1 protein-coding gene is annotated in these 1,282 nt (G+C 70.0%); it reads left to right on the plus strand.

Annotation, left to right across the window (positions count from 1 at the left end; genetic code table 11):
• Positions 1-1,282 (plus strand): S-layer family protein (locus I55_RS37150; protein WP_044561952.1); only part of this gene is annotated, 1,282 nt, incomplete at both ends.

Below are 1,282 nucleotides of genomic sequence, written 5' to 3' on the forward strand. Positions count from 1 at the left end.
CCCCGGCGGCACTGACCATCTCCGCCAGCGGGGCGTCCAAGACCTACGGCGCCAGCGCCAGCCTGACAGGGTATAGCAGCAGCGGCCTGGTGAATGGCGACAGCATCGCGGCCGTGACCTTGGCCAGCAGCGGGTCCGGCACGGCGGCGTCGGTGGGCAGCTACAGCGTTGTGGCCAGCGGTGCCACGGGCACGGGGCTGAGCAACTACTCGGTAAGCTACGCCGACGGCACGCTGACGGTGACCCCGGCGGCGTTGACCATCACGGCCAGCGGGGCAGCCAAGACCTACGGCGCCAGCGCCAGCCTGACGGGCTACAGCAGCAGCGGCTTGGTGAACGGCGACAGCATCAGCGCCGTGACCCTGGCCAGCAGCGGCAGTGGCACCGCCGCGTCGGTGGGCAGCTACAGCGTTGTGGCCAGCGGAGTGACGGGCACGGGGCTGAGCAACTACTCGGTGAGCTATGCCGACGGCACGCTGACGGTGAATCCCGCCAGCCTGACGATCACGGCCAGCGGGGCGTCCAAGACCTACGGCGCCAGCGCCAGCCTGACGGGGTACAGCAGCAGCGGCCTGGTGAACGGCGACAGCATTGCGGCCGTGACCTTGGCCAGCAGCGGCAGCGGTACGGTGGCCTCGGTGGGCAGCTACAGCGTTGTGGCCAGCGGTGCCACGGGCACAGGGCTGAGCAACTACTCGGTGAGCTATGCCGACGGCACGCTGACGGTGAATCCCGCCAGCCTGACGATCACGGCCAGCGGGGCGTCCAAGACCTACGGCGCCAGCGCCAGCCTGACGGGGTACAGCAGCAGCGGCCTGGTGAACGGCGACAGCATTGCGGCCGTGACCTTGGCCAGCAGCGGCAGCGGTACGGTGGCCTCGGTGGGCAGCTACAGCGTTGTGGCCAGCGGTGCCACGGGCACGGGGCTCAGCAACTACTCGGTGAGCTATGCCGACGGCACGCTGACGGTGAATCCCGCGAGCCTGACCATCACCGCCAGCGGGGCGTCCAAGACCTACGGCGCCAGCGCCGGCCTGACGGGGTACAGCAGCAGCGGGCTGGTGAACGGCGACAGCATCGCGGCGGTGACGCTGGCCAGCAGCGGCAGCGGCACGGCGGCGTCGGTGGGCAGCTACAGCGTTGTGGCCAGTGGTGCCACGGGCACGGGGCTGAGCAATTATTCGGTGAGCTATGCTGCCGGCACGCTGACGGTGACCCCCGCGGCGCTGACCATCACGGCCAGTGGGGCGAGCAAGACCTACGGCACCAGCGCCAGTCTGAC

It is taken from the genome of Azospirillum sp. B4 (genome assembly GCF_000333275.1).
In the GTDB taxonomy this organism is placed as follows: domain Bacteria; phylum Pseudomonadota; class Alphaproteobacteria; order Azospirillales; family Azospirillaceae; genus Nitrospirillum.